The following is a 13,377-nucleotide window of genomic DNA, read 5'->3' on the forward strand; positions in this document are numbered from 1 at the left end:
ACAGAGTTTTTCAAGCAATAAGAAAAATCTCCGTGTCTTTGTGTCTCTGTATTCTATAAATTTCCATCCATCACTTTGCATTCCTCGTCAGCCACTCCAATGGTGGTATGTAGTCCACCAGTTTTGTCATGCTTTGGTTATGATGGAAATAGACTTCACCGGTTTTGCCATTACGGTGCTTGGCTATGATGACGATACCCAGGCCATCGGTGGGATAAGTACTCTTCTTATCGACGGTCTTGCCGTAGAGGGCAGGGCGGCAAAGCAGCATTACCATATCCGCATCCTGCTCTATGGCGCCGCTCTCGCGCAGGTTGCTCAGGGTGGGGCGATGGTCTATGCTACCGTCGCTCGCCCGGTTCAGCTGACTCAGCAGCAGTACGGGGATATCCAGCTCCTTGGCCAGCAGCTTTGCCTTGCGGCTTGCCTGCGCCACTTCCTGCTCGCGGTTGCGGTTTTTCTGGTCACTCCTCATGTCACATAGTTGCAGATAGTCCACAATCACCATGTCACAGCGATTCTTGCTCTTCAGCAGGCGGGCGGAAGAACGCACGCGGTCCATGCTCGTCATCGGATGGTCGTCTATCAGTATGGGCAACCGCGACAACTCGGCAGACGCCTCATGCACCTGCCTCACCTCGCCGGGTGTGAGCTGGCCGCTACGCAGGTGTTGCGGGTCTACCCCCTCCGTAGCTGCAAGCAGCCAGCGGTCTCCCAGGCGCTCGCCTTGCATTTCGAGGCTGAAGACCACCACATGACGCCCCGCCATGGCAGCGGCACGGGCCAGGTGGAGGGCAAAGGCCGTCTTCCCCACCGACGGACGGGCAGCAAGGATGTTCAAGTCGCCGCGCTGCCAGCCCGCCGTAACGTGGTCCAGAGCGTCAAAACCCGTAGGGATACCCGTAATGCCGTTGCATCCGTGCTCCATACGCTGCTCCACCTCGGCCAGCGTGTCGTCCATCAGCCGGTCTATGGAGCGAAGGTGGTCGGCTACGCCGCTCTCGTCCTCCAGCCCCTCCAGCAGTCGATGGGCTTCCACCAGGATGTCGTCAATATCCATCGACTCGTCGGCACTGAACGCCAGCAGTTGCTGGAATCCCGTACGCATGATACGCCGCGTGTGCAATTGCCTAAGGATGAGCGCATGATACTCCAGATGAGCACTGGAGCTGACCTTCGAGCTGATGCGTAACAGTTCGTAAGGCCCGCCCACGGCATCGAGTTTGCCACGGGCTGCCAGTTCGTTCTTCAGCGTGATGGTATCTATGGACTTTGCGCTGCGATACATCGATTGCAGGGCGGCAAAAATTTCCAGATTCTTCTCCTCGTAGAACATCTCGGGACGAAGTTTGTCCACCACCAGAGGCATGGCAGCGCGCTCTATCATGCAGGCACCGATGACAGCTTCTTCGAGGTCACTGTCGTGGGAAAAAGTAGTTTCAGTCATCATATTCATTTTCAAAAGATTTGTCCGCCAGATAGGTGGCGGCTTGTTTACAATATTTTTGGTTGTTCAGATGGTCGTAATATTCGTCGATGTTGTCCAGTGCCCGCTGTTTCTCGCCTGCCGTCAATTTTTTCCATTCGCGACGGGCCCGGCCGATGTTTACCTTGGGATGCTCGGTGATGTCATGAAACTTTTCCCAGAAGATGCAGAAGTCCTCTCCCACCCCAGCCACCGGCGCTGCCTTCTTCTTCCGCGGGGCTGCTTTAGGACGGGCATTGCCAGTAAGGAAATCATAATCGGGGATACGGATGTGCATCACGTAGGGGTTGGCCACCCGCTCCACGATGCCGGCGTCGAACATCTTGTTGAAGAAGTAGCGCGTACGGTTGCGGGGCCACCCCAATATCTCCATCCAGCGGGCCAGGGAAAGTACGGACTCGCCACGTACACAGTCGAAAAGGTGTCCCCTGACGTTGCAGGTCACCGTGCTGTAGTTGACGTGTGTCAGCACAAAGACAAAGGCTTCGAAGGCATCGGCGGCTTTCTCTCCGGTTTTCATATTCATTTGTTCCTCAAACAAGGCTTTGGGGAAGAGGAGATAGCCTTTCTTCAGCATCTCCGTTGTCATGGGTCTCATTTCTTTTTCCATTTTTGTCTATTCTTAATTCGATAATGCGACAAAGGTAAGGGACCAGCCAGGGGGATACAAATAAGCAGTTAGAATCGGCTAAAAATTAATGAAATACATAAGGTGGCGAGAGAGGGGTTCACCTCATCCTCCACCACCCTATATAATAATATACTAAAATAATCAGAATGTATTAGAAATACATTCTCTATTTCGCATATTTTTTAGAGACCAGAAGATACGGATTTTTCACGGTCATATCCTTCACGTGGTCGGGCATCCCCCAGTAACTCAGGAGGATGCCTATCTGTACGGGGGTGAGGTGGGCAGTCCTGGCGGTATAGCCCTGGTCCGTCAGGTCCTTCAGCAGGCAAGCGTGTTCCGCAATGGAACGGCGCAGGGCCTTTACAGCCGAGCAGGCATACGCGTAGTTTGGGTAATAGGCCACTGCCACATCTGCAATGCGATGGCATCCCTCGAGCAGCCATTCAAAACTTTGTTCTTTTATCATTTTGCATATATTTATTAATAAAACATGTTGCAAAGTTAGAATGGGAGGGAAAACTGGGAAAGTTCGAGTGGCAATAAGAAAACTTGCTCAAGAAAAATGAATGTGTCAAAACGGTTGATGACACACCCTCACTGTCTTATTGATAAAAGCAACACTTTCATACTATAATAGTAAAGCACACATTTTGTGTATTTCATGCAACTTATCGGTCAGCGATTTTTCTTTAAGAGAGACAGCCATATTATATCTCGCCTGCCTATTAACGAGAAGTTCCGCACTAATCCCTAAGGCTGCTTCTACCATAAGAGCGAAGTCACTGGTTACATCTCCCTCTCCCTCTTGAAGTACCCCAGCACCGTGGCCGGTGTAAGACAGCAGCGTTCCACGCTTTTCAGGCGGCTCTGAAAAGTATATCGGGAGCATAGCACAAGGCAGAACCAAGTATAGTTCAAGCTACGGTGCAAGCGGTGCTGAAGGTGGTCGAAAAAACGGGAAACACGGGCAAAGAAGCTAGCGATACGCTCGCGGGGGACAAAACGGGAAGGCTGTGCGGCAGCATTGCGGGAGCGCTTGGCGGTACGTTCCATCTGTGCAAGGGTATACTCCAGTTGCTCGATGTCATTGCGGGTGTTCTCCATGGTTTGTTCCAATTTCTCGCGTCGTACCTGCTGCTTGGCATATCGTTCTTTTCTGTCAGCGATTCGATTTTTGAGGTCTTCTGCGGTGAGGTTTATTCCTTTGTTCTGGATTGATTTCATTATAAATGTATGTTTTATAGTTGTTTGTCTGTATATAAGTTCACGAAAACACATCATCCGTCTGCACCGAATGCATAATGCATAAAAGGCAAACGGATGATATATCAGGAGCAAATGTACGATGAATATTGCAGATAAAGTTCTTAATGACCATTAAGTCTTGTTATAAAACATGATATTATCTACTGCAAATTTGGAGATTATAAGAAAACACGTACCTTTGCAATGTGTTTTTCATAGTATTAGATTTAAGGTTAACAAAAGATTGGCTGTCTGGGATAGATAGCCTTTTTTTTATGCCCGCACCATTCGATTCATCCAATTAGTATCAATTCACTTTATACAACTTTTTAACCCACCAAAAGTGTTTTTAAACCCCAAAAGTTGTAGATTATAAATACTATGTTTATATTTGCAACATGAAAAAAGCGCTCGAGAAAATGTAGTATCTACAACTCGTCTGTGAAGTGGGTGGCGGTTGTGATATAGACAGCGTTCATAAGACAAACAAGCAAGCAATCTACAACAATAAAAATATGAAAGTTAGACTTATGACGAAAGTTAGTGCTGCAACCCTCATTTCAGCAATTGCCTGCAGCATATTCACGGGATGTACCGAAAAAGACCTATACAATCCCGAACGTGGAAAAACAGAACTAAAGCCGGAGAGCGAATACTTTGACTTTGCAACAACAGCCCAGGTAGCTTTTGACGTGAATTATGGAAAAATCGCAGGAGGCGCATTAATAGAGGTGTTTACAGAAGACCCCATCACCTATCAGACAAACAACCTCTACTCCATCAACGGCGAAGCGGTTTTTAAAATCTTTGCAGATGCAGACGGACGCTTCACCGGCAACGTAGAACTGCCCAAAGCGACAGAAAAGGTATATATCATCTCACAAAGTTGGGGAGCCCCCATGTGTGTGGAAGCGGATGTGGAAAACGGCAAAGTGGTGGTAGATATGACCGAGGACAATGCCAACACTCGCTCAGCTGCCATGACACGTGCAAAATCCAACCTGACTATCGACCTAAAGGATAGGAAGGAACGGGTATACTCCATCGTTGGATGGGGACAATCTCACGGTGAGATTATTGATAATAATGACATTGTAACTACGGGAAATTTCAATGACGGAACTTTAAAGCAGTTACAACACACACTGTGGAAAGGTTATGACAGCAAACCCAGCAATCTGGACAACAGAGCTTTGGTGAGCGATACAAAGCATGTGAACACCACCATTGCCCAAGCATATATCAACAACCAGGGACAACACGTAACGATTACCGATGCAGAACTGTATCTGACCTTCCTGACCGAACGTGCCGGTTACCTGACTTCCATCGGCTATTATTACTACAAGACCAATGAAATTCCCAACAGCCCTGACAAGGTAGACAAATTCATTATCATTCCCAATGCATCCATTGCAGGAGACGACCCGTATACCGGATGGTCTGGAAGTGGTAACAAATATTCCCGATATGACGCTCCCATACAGAAGAATACAAAAATACAACTTCTGTATCAGGACGAAAACGGTAATGTCTCCACCAAATTCCCGGCAGGATATACCATAGGATATTTCATCATCCCCAATGGATATACCCCCAATAAAGGTATCGACTACTCTATAAATTATATATATTCCAATAAAGAATGGAACAAGATATATGCAGGCCAACAAGCTCGCTTTATCTCCCTCTCCACCAGCAACGGCACGGTAGTCTACGGAGTAGAAGATGGCGATGATACCAGCTACGAAGACATACTGTTCTGTATCGATGCCAACCCCAATGAAGCCATTCAAGACCCGGACCGTCCGGTCATAGACCCGGAAGAGCCTACGGTGACGAGCTCCGAAACAACCTACCGCACGTATGCCTACGAAGACATCTGGCCCAATGGCGGTGACTATGACTTGAACGACGTGATTATCGAACACAAACGGGCCATTTCATTCAACAGCAACAATTATGTGCTGAAGGTGGAAGACACCTTTGTACCCGTACAGCAAAGTGGTGCCGCCACATACTCCAACGCATTTGCCGTGCAATATGTGGCCAGCCAGCGAGGCAGCATAGAACTGCCTGCCGGAGCAGTCGATGAAACAGAGACCTCTTCTGTCATCCTATTCCCCGATGCAAAGTCTGTGCAGGGCAACGAATTTACCGTAACCCGTACATTTGCAGACAACACATTGCCTAAGAAGAATCTGGAGAGCGACTTGAACCCGTTCATCATTGCCCAGTATACAGCCGGAGCCGACAACCGGACAGAAGTGCATCTGCCCAAGAAGAAAGCGACCGGTAAAGCCAACGCAGAGCAAATCGGAGCCGAAGACGATGCCTACTACATCAACAAGGACGGCAAATATCCATTCGCCATCATGCTGCCGGCCACAACCGGCACGGAAGGCCCCATCCGGTTCACTCCGGCAAAGGAAACCGTACGCATCGACCTGGAGTATCCCGATTTCGCCAAATGGGTAGAGTCCAATGGTGCCACCAATAATGACTGGTATCTCTACTACCAGTCGTCCAAAGAGTGAAATCCTACGACATTGCTTAAAGAAGAGCCGCGCAATAGTTGCATTTGCGCGGCTTTTTCATGCATGACCATTACCGTTATGAAATTATTTTTTCTACATTTGCATCCGCTAAAAGGAAACAAAACCGCATCAGGCTGAAAAAAACATGAGGAATACATCACCCGCCGCACCTACCATCCGCTTCCGCCGCTGGAGCAGAAAAGCCTACGCTGCATTTGCCAGCATAGGACGGTGTGTCACCATCGGTTGCCTGCGCAAAAGCGTGGCAGACAGCTCTCTGTCCAAACAGAAGACTGCGGGAACCGCCGGACATGCCGGATGCGGGGAAGAGAGTACCTGGAAAGGAGAAACGGAAGGAAGGGAAACCGACACCGGCATTCCGCTGGGTAGCAGCAGCGTCCTGACAAGTATCCTCACGGAGCCGGGAACGAACCGGCACATTCTTTTTGAAACACAATTCATCCGCCCCTGCGGGAATACGGGCGGACAAGACACATATAGCCTGAAACAAAAGAGAACAAGAGGTACGGATTACCGGAAGCCATGCAGCAGAATGACGAGCTGCACCGCCCCGGCAATCCGTACCTCTGTCTTTATCCATGAACATAACCCAAGAAAGATATGACCCTACAGAAATTAAAGGAACAAGTGCTGCGCGGCAGCCACATCAGTAAGGAAGAAGCCGAATGGCTGGCTGTGCAACCCGACAAGGAAGCGCTATACGAAGCTGCCCACGAGATAACCCGGGCCCGAGCCTCGGAGGAGTTCGACATGTGCTCCATCATTAATGCCAAGTCCGGACGATGCCCGGAAAACTGCAAGTGGTGTGCACAGTCGTCGCACTACAAAACCCAGGCAGACGTGTACGACCTGGTGGACAAAGAAGAATGCCTGCGGCATGCCCTGCATAATGAAGCCCAGGGCGTGGCACGTTTCTCGCTGGTGACCAGTGGACGGAAGCCCTCCTCCAGAAACATGGAGAAACTGTGCGAAGCCGCCCGGCACATGCGCCGGCACTCGTCCATCCAGTTGTGCGCATCACTGGGACTGCTCAACGAAGACGAAATGCGGGCACTGCACGACGCAGGCATCACCCGCTATCACTGCAACCTGGAGACAGCCCCCTCCTACTTTCCCCAACTGTGCAGCACGCACACGCAGGAAGAGAAGCTGCGCACCCTGCAAGCCGCCCGCAACGTAGGCATGGACATCTGCAGCGGCGGCATCATCGGCATGGGCGAGAGCATGGAGCAACGCATCGAATTCGCCTTCACACTGCGCGAGCTGGAAGTACAGTCCATCCCCATCAACCTCCTGAGCCCCATCCCCGGCACACCGCTGGAACGGCAGGCACCACTCAGCGAGGAGGAAATACTGACCACCATCGCCCTCTTCCGCTTCATCAACCCGACAGCTTTCCTCCGCTTTGCCGGAGGACGCTCGCAACTGAGCAAGGAGGCCGTGAAGCAAGCGCTGCACATCGGCATCAACTCCGCCATCGTGGGCGACCTGCTGACAACGCTCGGCTCGAAAGTGTCGGAAGACAAGGTACTGATAGAAGATGCCGGATACCGGTTCTGCGGCTCGCAGTTCGACAGAGAGCACCTATGGCACCCCTATACCTCCACAACCAACCCGCTACCGGTGTACAAGGTGAAGCATGCCGAAGGCGCCACCATCACCCTGGAAAGCGGAGAAACACTCGTAGAGGGAATGTCGTCGTGGTGGTGCGCCGTCCACGGGTACAACCACCCTACACTGAACCGGGCGGCAGAGGAACAGCTGGGCAAGATGTCGCATGTGATGTTCGGAGGGCTGACACACGACCCTGCCATTGAACTGGGCCAGTTGCTGCTACCGCTTGTCCCGCCGTCCATGCAGAAGATATTCTATGCCGACTCGGGCTCGGTGGCAGTAGAGGTGGCCTTGAAAATGGCCGTGCAGTACTGGTATGGCAAGGGAAAGGCGAAGAAGAACAATTTTGTGACTATCCGTTCGGGCTATCACGGGGATACATGGAATGCCATGTCTGTCTGCGACCCGGTGACGGGCATGCATTCGCTGTTCGGGGCATCATTGCCGGTGCGCTATTTCGTGCCGCAGCCGCGCTCGCGCTTCCACGGCGAATGGGATGAACGGGATACGGTGGAACTGCGGAAACTGGTAGAGGAGCATCACGAGGAACTGGCAGCGCTTATCCTCGAACCTGTGGTGCAGGGCGCTGGCGGCATGTGGTTCTACCACCCCCAGTACCTGCGCGAAGCGGCACAGATATGCAAGGAACATGGCCTGCTGCTGATATTCGATGAGATAGCCACGGGCTTCGGACGGACGGGAAAACTCTTTGCCTGGGAGCATGCGGGTGTAGAACCGGACATCATGTGCATAGGAAAGGCCATAACGGGCGGATACATGACGCTGTCTGCCGTACTGACGACGAATGAAGTGGCGGATACCATCTCCAACCATACGCCGGAGGTGTTTATGCACGGACCCACCTTTATGGGAAACCCACTGGCATGCGCCGTAGCGTGCGCTTCGGTGAAGCTGCTGACCTCGCCCGAATACGACTGGCAAGGCAAGGTGACTCGCATCAGCCGGCAACTGCAAGAAGAGCTTGAACCGGCACGCCGATTACCGCAAGTGACGGATGTACGTGTGCTGGGAGCCATCGGGGTGATTGAGACAAAAGAACCCGTAGACATGGCGTGGATGCAAAAACGCTTCGTTGAGGAGGGAATCTGGGTACGCCCGTTCGGAAGATTGGTATACCTGATGCCTCCGTTCATTATAGAGCCGGAACAGCTGAGGAAGCTGACGGGGGGATTGATGAAAATTATAAGAATGTGCTAATATGCTAATGTGCCAATTGGCTGCGCAATGTTTACGCTGCGCTATCACGCCGCAGGTCATTGGCATATTAGCACATTGGCACATTAGCACATTAAAACCACATTGGCACATTTTAAAAGAATTATGAATGCAATAGAATATATGCAGCAAGAGCTGCAAACATTGAAAGAACACAGCAACCTGCGCCGCCTGCCGCAACTGACACACGAGGGACGCACGGTTATAGCCGATGGCCGGCATATGCTGAACCTTTCGTCCAACGACTACCTGGGCCTGGCTGCCGACCGCCAGCTAAAGGAAGAATTCCTGCAGACACTGACACCGGACACCTTCCTGCCGACTTCCTCCTCCTCCCGCCTGCTGACGGGGAACTTCGGGATTTACGAAGAACTGGAGACGGAACTCGCCACACTTTTCGGCACAGAGACAGCACTGGTGCTCAATAGCGGCTATCATGCCAATATGGGGATTCTGCCCGCCGTGAGCGATGCACAAACCCTAATACTGGCAGACAAGCTGGTGCATGCCAGCATCATCGACGGCATCCGCCTATCCACCGCACGCTGCATCCGCTTCCGCCACAACGACCTGGTGCAACTGGAACGCCTGCTGGAACAACACCATGCAACATTCCGGCAATTGATTATCGTCACAGAAAGCATCTTCAGCATGGACGGTGACCAAGCCGACCTCACGGCATTGGTGCGTTTGAAAAAAAGATACTCCAACGTACTGCTCTATGTGGACGAAGCCCATGCATTCGGCGTAAGGGGACTGCGCGGCCTGGGCTGCGCCGAAGAAACCGGATGCATCCGGGATATAGATTTCCTCGTGGGCACCTTCGGCAAGGCAGCGGCATCTGCCGGCGCATACATCGCCTGTTGCCGGACGATACGCGAGTATCTCGTCAACCGGATGCGAACCCTCATCTTCACCACGGCATTGCCTCCGACAAGTATTGCCTGGACACTGTTTATCGTGCGGAAACTTGCCGGAATGCAGGACCGCCGCGAGCATCTGGCAAGAATCAGCCGGACGCTGCGCGAAGCATTACAAGCCAAGGGGTACGGATGCCCTAGCGCAAGCCATATCGTCCCCTTGATTATCGGCCCCAGTGCCGACACTGTGCTGTGCGCAGAGTTGCTGCAGAGGCATGGGTTCTATGCACTGCCGGTACGCCCGCCCACAGTGCCCGAAAGGACATCACGCATCCGCTTTTCGCTGACGGCAGACATACGGGAAGATGAGATTGGAGAACTGATACCCCTTATTCCCCTAAAGGAAGAGAGGAATACTAACGCTATACGATTCTAAAAACAGATGAAACAAAGTTACATTATACACGAGCATCATCCCCGGCTATTGCTGTTCTTTGCCGGCTGGGGAGCCGATGAGACGCCTTTCAAAATGTATCGTCCGGCAGCCAGCGACTTCATGGTGTGCTATGACTACCGCACACTGGATTTTGACGCCTCCGGACTGGAAGAATACCGCGAAATCAACCTCATCGGCTGGTCTATGGGGGTATGGGCGGCTTCGCAGACCGTGCCACAGCTCTCATCGCCAGGTACGTCCGGCGAAGGTATCCATATGGCAAACAGCATCGCCATCAACGGAACGCCCTACCCCATAGACCAGCATATGGGCATTCCACCCGCCATCTACCACGGGACATTGGACGGACTGACTGGGGCTTCACTGCACAAATTCCTCCGCCGCATGTGCGCCAACGGAGCAGCCTTCAAAGCTTTCCTGGAAATCACCCCCCGCCGTCCGCTGGAAGAGTTGAGAGATGAGTTGACGGAGATTGAGAAGATGTACCACACACTGCCTGCTGCCACCTTCCATTGGCAGCAGGCAGTAACGGGAGGCAACGACCGCATCATTCCACCAGCCAACCAGCTGCAAGCCTGGGAAATACTCGGCACCCCCGTACTGCAAACGGAGGATGCCCACTACCAGGAAGAGTTATTCAGACATTACCTGCAAGACCTATGGACAAGCCACTGAACCCGATGGACAAACAACTGATAGCCGCCCGCTTTGCCAAAGCCCGGAATACCTATACCCGGGAGGCCCGCGTGCAGCAACAAGTCGCCGAGAAGATGATGCAGCTCATAAAGGAACCATACACACGTTTCCGCCGTGTCGTAGAGTTTGGCTGCGGAACGGGAAGCTACTCACGTATCCTCCTCCACACCTTGCAACCGGAAGCTCTGCTGCTGAACGACTTGTGCCGGGAAATGGAGGAGTGCGTCAAGGAACTTTGCGACGGCACTACCGTGCAGTTCGTCCCCGGTGATGCCGAAGCCATCGACTTCCCCGGAGAAACCGACCTGATAACCTCGTGCTCCACCCTGCAATGGTTCAACGACCCAGGTGCTTTCTTCACCCGCTGCCACCAAGCACTGGTGGCAGACGGCCTGCTTGCCTTCAGCACCTTCGGCGCCACAAACATGCACGAAATACGCCAACTGACTGGGCACGGGCTGGACTATCTCTCCGTTGAGGAGCTGCAAGCCCTGCTGTCTCCCGGTTTCGATATTCTTCATGCCGAAGAAGAGGTGATATCCTTGCCCTTCCCCACTCCCCAGGCAGTGCTGAAGCATCTGAAGCAAACCGGAGTCACGGGTACGGAAAAAAGGATGTGGACGCGTAGTCGCCTGCAATCCTTCTGCAAAGAATACACAACCCGGTTCAGTGATGCCGCAGGCAACGTAAGCCTGACCTATCACCCTATTTATATCATCGCACGAAAAAAAACAAAATAATGGAAACAAAAAACATCTACTTCATCAGCGGCATTGATACAGATGCCGGAAAAAGCTATTGCACCGCCTGGTACGCCCGTGAGCTTATGCAACGCGGCCTGCGCGTCATCACCCAAAAGTTCATCCAGACCGGCAACACCGGTCATTCCGAGGACATCGACCTGCACCGCCGCCTCACCGGAACCGGCTACCTGCCGGAAGACAAAGAGGGGCTGACCATGCCCGAGATATTCTCCTATCCCTGCTCTCCCCACCTCGCCGCCCGCATAGACAAGCGCCCGATAGACTTCGGAAAAATAGAGCGTGCCACCAGGGAACTTTCCCATCGCTATGATACCGTGCTCGTAGAAGGCGCCGGCGGTCTGATGGTTCCCCTTACCGAAGATTTCCTGACGATAGACTACATTGCGGAGAAGCAGTACCCGCTTATCTTTGTCACCTCCGGAAAGCTGGGCAGCATCAACCACACCCTGCTGAGCTTCGAAGCCATCAAGAACCGGGACATCGCGCTCGATACGGTACTCTACAACCTCTATCCCACGGTAGAGGACAAGACTATCCAGGAAGACACGATGAAATACATCAAGCAGTATTTGTCCAAGCACTTTCCCGGAACAAAGTTTGAGGTAGTGCCGGAAATTGTGTAAATTTGCAGCACATAAACGTCCTACTGCACATGGAAGCATTTACATTAGATTCAACTGAAATTATCGTACTCGCTACGGCGGGTGGTCTGTTCCTTATTCAAATTATCTACTACCTCTGTCTCTACAACCGTATTCATGCGCGCAGCCGTGCCGTGAAGCAGGGAGACACGCACTTCACCCAGGAACTGCCCCCCATATCCGTCATTATCTGCGCCCGCGAGGAATCCGAGAATCTGCGCCGCAACCTGGGCGCCGTGCTGGAGCAGGACTATCCCCAATTTGAAGTCATCGTCATTAACGACGGCAACACCGATGAGAGCGAGGATTACCTGACCATCCTCGAGGAGAAATATCCCCATCTCTACCACAGCTTCGTACCCGATTCCTCCCGTTACATCAGCCGCAAGAAGCTGGCCGTGACGCTTGGAATCAAGGCCAGCAAATATGAATGGCTGGTGTTTACCAATGCCAACTGCATGCCCCAAAGCAACCAATGGCTGCGACTGATGGCACGCAACTTCACATCACGTACCCAAGTGGTGCTGGGATACAGCGGCTACGAACGCGGCAAAGGCTGGCTGCACAAACGGGCGGCATTCGACAATCTGTTCACTTCCATGCGCTATCTGGGATTTGCCCTGGCAGGCAGCCCCTACATGGGCATCGGGCGTAACCTGGCCTACCGGAAGGAACTCTTCTACCAACAGAAAGGATTCTCCGCACACCTCAACCTGCAACGGGGAGACGACGATTTGTTCATCAACCACGTGGCTACCCCGGAGAACACGCGGGTAGAAACGGATGCCAATGCCATTGTGCGCATGCAGCCGCTTCTGCGTACCAAGGACTGGAAAGAAGAGAAAATAGGCTACGCCTCCACAGCACGGCTGTATCATGGAATGCAACGCTGGCTGGCCGGTTTTGAGACCCTGACCCGCCTGGTATTCCACGCATCCTGGATAGCCGCGATGGTCATCGGCATTCTGCACTTCCACTGGCTGGCAGCAGGCGTCGCTTGTCTTTTGTTCCTGTTCCGTTTCACCCTGCAGGCCGTCATTGTCAACAAGACCGCCCGCGACCTGGAAGAACAACGTAGATATTACTTCACACTACCGGCTTTCGACTTATTGCAGCCGATACAGTCTTTACGTTGGAAATGGTACTGTCTGTTCCGCAAGAAAAGCGATTTTCTGAGAAAGTGATT

At 52.4% G+C, this 13,377-nt stretch carries 12 protein-coding genes; 8 read left to right on the forward strand and 4 right to left on the reverse strand.

Features of this window, described 5'->3' with window-relative positions; genetic code table 11:
• Nucleotides 1-70: 70 nt before the first annotated feature.
• The 4 genes from dnaB to NQ510_RS15950 all read right to left on the reverse strand — a co-directional run bounded on the left by dnaB (nt 71) and on the right by NQ510_RS15950 (nt 3,344).
• On the reverse strand, nt 71-1,450 hold the full coding sequence (gene dnaB / locus NQ510_RS15935) for a replicative DNA helicase (RefSeq protein WP_022400564.1): 1,380 nt from the start codon (nt 1,448-1,450) through the stop codon (nt 71-73).
• A complete protein-coding gene (locus tag NQ510_RS15940; protein ID WP_005831106.1) occupies nt 1,440-2,096 on the reverse strand; it encodes a hypothetical protein in 657 nt (218 codons plus the stop codon). The genes dnaB and NQ510_RS15940 overlap by 11 nt, the downstream gene beginning before the upstream one ends.
• Before the next feature lie 187 nt (nt 2,097-2,283).
• The gene (locus tag NQ510_RS15945) at nt 2,284-2,586 is read right to left on the reverse strand and encodes a DUF4248 domain-containing protein (RefSeq protein WP_005831107.1); all 303 of its coding nucleotides are present in this window, start codon (nt 2,584-2,586) and stop codon (nt 2,284-2,286) included.
• Between the two features lie 320 nt (nt 2,587-2,906).
• The gene (locus NQ510_RS15950) at nt 2,907-3,344 is read right to left on the reverse strand and encodes a hypothetical protein (protein ID WP_005831111.1); all 438 of its coding nucleotides are present in this window, start codon (nt 3,342-3,344) and stop codon (nt 2,907-2,909) included.
• A 536-nt stretch (nt 3,345-3,880) separates the two neighbouring features.
• On the opposite strand from NQ510_RS15950, the gene NQ510_RS15955 reads away from it, so the two are divergent.
• From NQ510_RS15955 to NQ510_RS15990, 8 genes are all read left to right on the forward strand, one after another.
• Nucleotides 3,881-5,902: an LruC domain-containing protein gene (locus NQ510_RS15955; RefSeq protein WP_009038283.1), complete on the forward strand. Its 2,022-nt coding sequence runs from the start codon at nt 3,881-3,883 to the stop codon at nt 5,900-5,902.
• Between the two features lie 145 nt (nt 5,903-6,047).
• Complete coding sequence (locus tag NQ510_RS15960) at nt 6,048-6,527, forward strand: hypothetical protein (protein ID WP_005837403.1); 480 nt, start codon at nt 6,048-6,050, stop codon at nt 6,525-6,527.
• Nucleotides 6,524-8,755 (forward strand): adenosylmethionine--8-amino-7-oxononanoate transaminase, encoded by a 2,232-nt coding sequence (bioA, locus tag NQ510_RS15965; RefSeq protein WP_005831123.1) that lies wholly within the window; start codon nt 6,524-6,526, stop codon nt 8,753-8,755. Before NQ510_RS15960 ends, bioA begins: the two co-directional genes overlap by 4 nt.
• Nucleotides 8,756-8,878: 123 nt before the next feature.
• A complete protein-coding gene (locus NQ510_RS15970) occupies nt 8,879-10,069 on the forward strand; it encodes an 8-amino-7-oxononanoate synthase (RefSeq protein ID WP_005831124.1) in 1,191 nt (396 codons plus the stop codon).
• 6 nt (nt 10,070-10,075) lie between these two features.
• On the forward strand, nt 10,076-10,765 hold the full coding sequence (locus tag NQ510_RS15975) for a pimeloyl-ACP methyl esterase BioG family protein (protein WP_005831127.1): 690 nt from the start codon (nt 10,076-10,078) through the stop codon (nt 10,763-10,765).
• Nucleotides 10,750-11,526 carry a malonyl-ACP O-methyltransferase BioC gene (bioC, locus tag NQ510_RS15980; protein ID WP_005831129.1) on the forward strand — a complete coding sequence of 259 codons (777 nt, stop codon included), beginning with the start codon at nt 10,750-10,752 and terminating at the stop codon, nt 11,524-11,526. The genes NQ510_RS15975 and bioC overlap by 16 nt, the downstream gene beginning before the upstream one ends.
• Nucleotides 11,526-12,173 (forward strand): dethiobiotin synthase, encoded by a 648-nt coding sequence (bioD, locus tag NQ510_RS15985; RefSeq protein ID WP_005831133.1) that lies wholly within the window; start codon nt 11,526-11,528, stop codon nt 12,171-12,173. The genes bioC and bioD overlap by 1 nt, the downstream gene beginning before the upstream one ends.
• Before the next feature lie 29 nt (nt 12,174-12,202).
• A complete protein-coding gene (locus tag NQ510_RS15990; RefSeq protein ID WP_034526053.1) occupies nt 12,203-13,375 on the forward strand; it encodes a glycosyltransferase in 1,173 nt (390 codons plus the stop codon).
• Nucleotides 13,376-13,377 lie beyond the last annotated feature (2 nt).

This window comes from Bacteroides uniformis (assembly GCF_025147485.1).
In the GTDB taxonomy this organism is placed as follows: domain Bacteria; phylum Bacteroidota; class Bacteroidia; order Bacteroidales; family Bacteroidaceae; genus Bacteroides; species Bacteroides uniformis.

What these genes read in the sequence shown, in the direction of transcription:
- dnaB (WP_022400564.1), bottom strand. Translation starts at nt 1,450, where the DNA reads ATGATGACTGAAACTACTTTTTCCCACGACAGTGACCTCGAAGAAGCT.
- NQ510_RS15940 (WP_005831106.1), bottom strand. Translation starts at nt 2,096, where the DNA reads ATGGAAAAAGAAATGAGACCCATGACAACGGAGATGCTGAAGAAAGGC.
- NQ510_RS15945 (WP_005831107.1), bottom strand. Translation starts at nt 2,586, where the DNA reads ATGATAAAAGAACAAAGTTTTGAATGGCTGCTCGAGGGATGCCATCGC.
- NQ510_RS15950 (WP_005831111.1), bottom strand. Translation starts at nt 3,344, where the DNA reads ATGAAATCAATCCAGAACAAAGGAATAAACCTCACCGCAGAAGACCTC.
- NQ510_RS15955 (WP_009038283.1), top strand. Translation starts at nt 3,881, where the DNA reads ATGAAAGTTAGACTTATGACGAAAGTTAGTGCTGCAACCCTCATTTCA.
- NQ510_RS15960 (WP_005837403.1), top strand. Translation starts at nt 6,048, where the DNA reads ATGAGGAATACATCACCCGCCGCACCTACCATCCGCTTCCGCCGCTGG.
- bioA (WP_005831123.1), top strand. Translation starts at nt 6,524, where the DNA reads ATGACCCTACAGAAATTAAAGGAACAAGTGCTGCGCGGCAGCCACATC.
- NQ510_RS15970 (WP_005831124.1), top strand. Translation starts at nt 8,879, where the DNA reads ATGAATGCAATAGAATATATGCAGCAAGAGCTGCAAACATTGAAAGAA.
- NQ510_RS15975 (WP_005831127.1), top strand. Translation starts at nt 10,076, where the DNA reads ATGAAACAAAGTTACATTATACACGAGCATCATCCCCGGCTATTGCTG.
- bioC (WP_005831129.1), top strand. Translation starts at nt 10,750, where the DNA reads ATGGACAAGCCACTGAACCCGATGGACAAACAACTGATAGCCGCCCGC.
- bioD (WP_005831133.1), top strand. Translation starts at nt 11,526, where the DNA reads ATGGAAACAAAAAACATCTACTTCATCAGCGGCATTGATACAGATGCC.
- NQ510_RS15990 (WP_034526053.1), top strand. Translation starts at nt 12,203, where the DNA reads ATGGAAGCATTTACATTAGATTCAACTGAAATTATCGTACTCGCTACG.